This is a genomic window from Pseudochrobactrum sp. AO18b (genome assembly GCF_000409565.1).
Classification (GTDB): Bacteria; Pseudomonadota; Alphaproteobacteria; order Rhizobiales; family Rhizobiaceae; genus Pseudochrobactrum; species Pseudochrobactrum saccharolyticum.
Genome location: NZ_ANNO01000262.1, coordinates 1 through 4,699, shown reverse-complemented (window position 1 = coordinate 4,699; position 4,699 = coordinate 1). Strand labels below are relative to the sequence as shown.

Sequence of the window (4,699 nt, the reverse complement as noted above, 5' to 3'; positions counted from 1 at the left end):
GTTTTTTTTTTTTGAACTTTATGAACTGCAATCAATTCAGGTTGGTTTTAACCTGATCCAGTGATGCTTTGAACATTTCACCGGCAGTTTTTGCGTCCATTTTATTTGCAATCAGCGAACCGGCAGCAGCAACAGCGATTTCCACTGCAGATGCACGAACCTGATTAACAGCATCGCTTTCAGCCTGAGCGATTTTCTGTTCAGCCAGCTTGTTGCGGCGAACAATATAATCTTCCGACTTCGCTTTTGCTTCACTCAGTAGAGCTGCAGCTTCACGCTGTGCAGCTGCAACGATTTCGCTGGCTTCTTTTTCAGCTTCTTTGCGCTTGCGGTGATATTCAGCAAGCAGAGCCTGAGCTTCTTCACGCAATGTGCGTGCTTCGTCCAGTTCCTTGGCGATATTGGCAGCACGTTCATCAAGCGAACGGCCGATCATGCCAGGCACTTTAAGATAGGCCAGCAGCGCCAGGAAAATAATCAGACCGACGAGGGCAATAAATGTTGCATCCATAATGGTCTCCCTTACGCGCTGACAGCTTTAACAGCAGCTGAGATTTCAGCTTTGTCGGACTTGCCGCCAAGCAGTTTCTCAACGATTTCTGCAGTTGTTTCTTCAGCAATCGAGCCGAGATCGCTCATCGCTTTTGCCTTAATGGCAGCGATGCGTTCTTCAGCTTCAGCCAATTTCTTTTCAAGCGATGCTTCAACGGTTTTGCGTTCAGCATCAATGTCATGCTTTGCCTTGTCGCGGGCTTCCTGACCGATAACAGCCGCGCTCTTGCGGGCTTCAGCCAGTTCCTGCTCGTAAGCAGCAATTGCATTGTCAGCATCGGTTTTCAGGCGTGCAGCCTGTTCCAGATCCTGTGCAATACGGTCACGACGCGTTTCGATAACACCGCCGATACGTGGCAGCACAACACGCGACATGAACAGATAGAACAGCCCGAAGGTAATCGCGAGCCACAGAAGCTGCGATGCATAATGGGTGGAATCAAATGGTGGAAACACGCCTTTACCGGCATCGTGCGCCACACCTGTTTCAGTGTGCACAACAGAGTTGCCACTGTCAGCTCCCGACACTGGTGCCGGCTGAGAGTCAGTTGCGGTTTGGGCAAACGCCGTGGACACGAACATCCATTTTCCCCTTATCACTCAGGCTTAATAAACGATAACCAGCCGCATATGCCTTCAGGTCTCACAAGGAGATTTTTGCATATGCGGCCGATTTAATCCGGCAGCTTAAGATTAAACTGCGAACAGGAGCAGAAGCGCGATGAGCAGCGAGAAGATGCCCAGAGCTTCAGTTACGGCGAAGCCGAATACCAGACGGCCGAACTGGCTGTCAGCGGCAGACGGATTGCGCAGTGCACCCGAAAGAAAGCTACCGAAAATGTTGCCGAGGCCGAGAGCCGTACCGGCCATACCGAAACAGGCCAGACCTGCGCCGATGTACTTTGCTGCTTCCGCTTCCATGTTAAGCTCCTTCTGGATTGATATAAATGCGGATTTCAGTTCTGGCGGAAACCCGCCGGTGATATTTCAGAGCGACCTGTTATTTCAAAATCATGTGTCAGACACAGGTATTTTCAAAATGCAGAGCCTGATTGGTAGATAGGCAAGACTGCTGCCCGATAACGGACAGCAGTAATTTCAGTTAGTGACCGTCCGGATGAACTGCATCATTGATATACATGCAGGTCAGAACAGTGAACACATAGGCCTGCAGGAATGCGACCAGGAATTCAAGACCGGTAATAGCAACGGTCATGAACAGAGGCAGGATCGCACCACCAACACCGAGCGGACCGAGTGCAGCCATGGAAACCACGAAGCCTGCGAAAATCTTTACGGTGATGTGACCGGCCAGCATACTGGCGAAAAGACGCACAGAGAGGCTGATCGGACGGGACAGGAAGGAAATGATTTCAATCGCGGATACCAACGGCACGATAGCCATAGGAACACCGCTTGGCACGAACAGCTTGAGGAAGCGGAAACCGTGCTTGAAGAAACCGTAAATAATCACTGTTCCGATCACCAGCAGTGCCAGCGCGAAAGTAACAATAATCTGACTGGTTACGGTATAGAAATACGGGAACAGACCGATAAAGTTTGCTACAAGGATGAATGTGAACAGAGAGAACACAAACGGAAAAAATTTCATCCCATGAGAACCGGCAGAATCCCGCAAGGAGGAAGCCACAAACTCATAGGCCATCTCAGAAACTGACTGCAGGCGTGTCGGAACAATGCCGCGACCTGCTGATGTCAGAAACAGAAAAGCGGAAGCGGTTACGACAGTCAGCACCATAAAGGCGGACACATTCGTAAACGACAGATCGACACCGCCGACATCGATAGGAATCCATCTGGAAACCTGAAACTGATGGATCGGATCGTTTGCCACCTTAACCTCACCTGTCACCCGTGCCCGAAGGCGTTACATTCATGCCCGAGGGCGCTTCTCAACCGCAAACTTGCGTTCCGGTCTTTTCAGAACACTCAAAAGCAAATCTGCCTGAGCCGCCCTGATTGCCTTTACAGGCTTATTCACTGCCGTGCATATGAAGGATAACCTTTATGCACATTATTTTTCTTTCTGTTGCTTCTCGCCCACATTATTGCCGCTTTCTGCAACATATCCTGCGGTGCGTAAAACATTCAGAGTACCGGCACCGAATCCTAAAAAGAGAAAGATAATCAATCCCCAAGGGTTCGTACCCAGAACACGGTCAAAAAACCAACCTAAAACCGCACCTACCACGATACCAGCGATAAATTCACTGGATAATTTCATGGCCTGCGCCATAGAGCTTGCGTTTTTCTCAGCCTGTTCATCTTTTTTGGATTCCACCCCCACGCCCTTAGCAGCCAAATGGCTTTCAAGCTTACGAAGACGGTCGTCCAGACTCCCCTGAGCGTCGGCCTGAGATCCGGTCTGCACCGGACCACCAGCTTCGCTTGCCGCATCATCGGATTGCTGAGGCTTTTCGGGTGTTTTCCCGACTGCCATTCATGCCTCCTTTGGCAAGAAAACCGAGGTTTCCACCCCACTCTGAAGTCGGCCGCAACATATTAACAGCCAACTCATTCGTCAAGGCACTGTCTGCACAGAAGTTGAAGGTTTTTTGTATTATTAAATCATATACTTAACAGGCAGCAGCATGAAGCAGGCCTTGAATCCCGCTTCACGCCGTGATTTCAGACAGCGAATCCTTGACAGATCAGCTCCAGCCGCCGCCATAAGTCCGGTAGAAAACATGCAGGCCGATCTTTTTGACTTTTTCCATCGTTGAAGCCCAGCGGGGACGTACATAAGTCGCATGATAATGGGTCGCCGAACCCACTTCCGGCAGCCAGATCTGACCCGCTGTGACAGCTTTCGCTACCTGCTGTGCCATACGCCAGTGACCCGGTTCTGTGACGCGATGTTTTAAACCGTCACAGGCGAAGGAAAACTGACAGGCATTACGCCAGTCTTTATTCTGATAGACTACGCCGCAGATCGTGGAAGGATAAGCAGGGTTACGTACTCGGTTGAGAATAACCTGACCAACGGCCGCCTGCCCTTTGACCGGCTCGCCGCGCGCTTCAAAATAGATACCTTCAGCCAGACATTTCTGCTCTGCCGCACTGAATGCTGCCGGTGGCAACGGGGTCGCCGCCCAATTGTGATCCCGTGCGCTGATTGGCGGAATGAAGCGGCCATTGTCCTTTTCAGGCACCAAAATGCTCTCGAAAGGCGATGTTTTTGCATAATCCGGCTTGGACGGTGCATAACCGAGCGCCAGCACATCCGGCGTATCATTGGTAATCAGCGATGCGAGTGCTGTCGGCACCGGCACGACCGGCTTTACTTCCGGACGATGGAAAGCGAGTGTGATTTCCACTTCCTTGCCGCGGATCGGACCTTTAACGAAAGCTGTTTTGACGTCTTTTTTACCGGCTACCGGCTGCATCAGCCTGGGACTCACCGATGAAACCTGCTCTGCCAGCGAACCGGCATTGAACATGCGTGCCGGAGCTTTAGTCTGCACGGAAACCAGACGCCCCTGCTTGTCAGTACGGCTGATACGTTTTTCATCGGGATTTGGATCGTCGACACCGCGTTTTCCGCCGGCAACGCGTCCGCTCATTACCACGCGACCCACACCGCTGATATCTGCCGCAGCGCTCAGGCTGCCCGTGACTACGGACGAATCAACAAACGGCATTTCCGCCTGATGAATGGAACCGGCAGGCGCATCCACCATATAGGTTGCCCAGCGGCTGCCCGATTGCTCGGCAACACTCATCATACTGGCCATATCCTGATAGGCGATGACATTGCTTGAATAGAAAAACAGCCCTACTCCGGCGAGAAGCTTTGGCAGGGCCGCGGATTTGCGCTTCTGCTTAACTGTTACGGCCACCGGATAATAGCGGCCATCCTGCGGGCAGTAACCCTCGGAAGGATAATACCAGACCTGTGCTGGCTCATTGCCGGATCGGCCAAACAGGGCCCGCAAAGCTACACTACGCACCGGAATACTCCACTCACTCAACAAGATGACTATAGTCAGATAATGATCTATTAACCTTGATGCTTCGTTAACGCCGGTAGCGTTTAGTCATTGATTTTATTTATTAATTTTTAATTAACACGAAGATTGCCAGTCACCTTAAGCGGTTAGTTTTTATTGACCTTTCCCGTGGCAGG

6 protein-coding genes are annotated in these 4,699 nt (G+C 51.2%); all 6 read right to left on the bottom strand.

The annotated features are described in order from the left end of the window. Nucleotides 1-31: 31 nt before the first annotated feature. The 6 genes from A918_RS0111090 to A918_RS0111065 all read right to left on the bottom strand — a co-directional run bounded on the left by A918_RS0111090 (nucleotide 32) and on the right by A918_RS0111065 (nucleotide 4,523). The gene (locus A918_RS0111090) at nucleotides 32-511 is read right to left on the bottom strand and encodes a F0F1 ATP synthase subunit B (protein ID WP_022711133.1); all 480 of its coding nucleotides are present in this window, start codon (nucleotides 509-511) and stop codon (nucleotides 32-34) included. Nucleotides 512-522: 11 nt separating this feature from the next. Beyond that, entirely contained in the window at nucleotides 523-1,134 is a 612-nt protein-coding gene (locus A918_RS0111085; protein ID WP_022711132.1) for a F0F1 ATP synthase subunit B, read from the bottom strand. A gap of 111 nt (nucleotides 1,135-1,245) precedes the next feature. Next, nucleotides 1,246-1,473 carry a F0F1 ATP synthase subunit C gene (locus A918_RS0111080; protein WP_022711131.1) on the bottom strand — a complete coding sequence of 76 codons (228 nt, stop codon included), beginning with the start codon at nucleotides 1,471-1,473 and terminating at the stop codon, nucleotides 1,246-1,248. 181 nt (nucleotides 1,474-1,654) lie between these two features. Then, nucleotides 1,655-2,407, bottom strand: coding sequence for a F0F1 ATP synthase subunit A (locus A918_RS0111075; RefSeq protein WP_022711130.1), 753 nt, complete (start codon nucleotides 2,405-2,407; stop codon nucleotides 1,655-1,657). 180 nt (nucleotides 2,408-2,587) lie between these two features. Then, nucleotides 2,588-3,013 carry an AtpZ/AtpI family protein gene (locus A918_RS0111070; protein WP_022711129.1) on the bottom strand — a complete coding sequence of 142 codons (426 nt, stop codon included), beginning with the start codon at nucleotides 3,011-3,013 and terminating at the stop codon, nucleotides 2,588-2,590. Nucleotides 3,014-3,224: 211 nt separating this feature from the next. Further along, nucleotides 3,225-4,523: a cell wall hydrolase gene (locus A918_RS0111065; RefSeq protein WP_028233678.1), complete on the bottom strand. Its 1,299-nt coding sequence runs from the start codon at nucleotides 4,521-4,523 to the stop codon at nucleotides 3,225-3,227. Nucleotides 4,524-4,699: the final 176 nt, after the last annotated feature.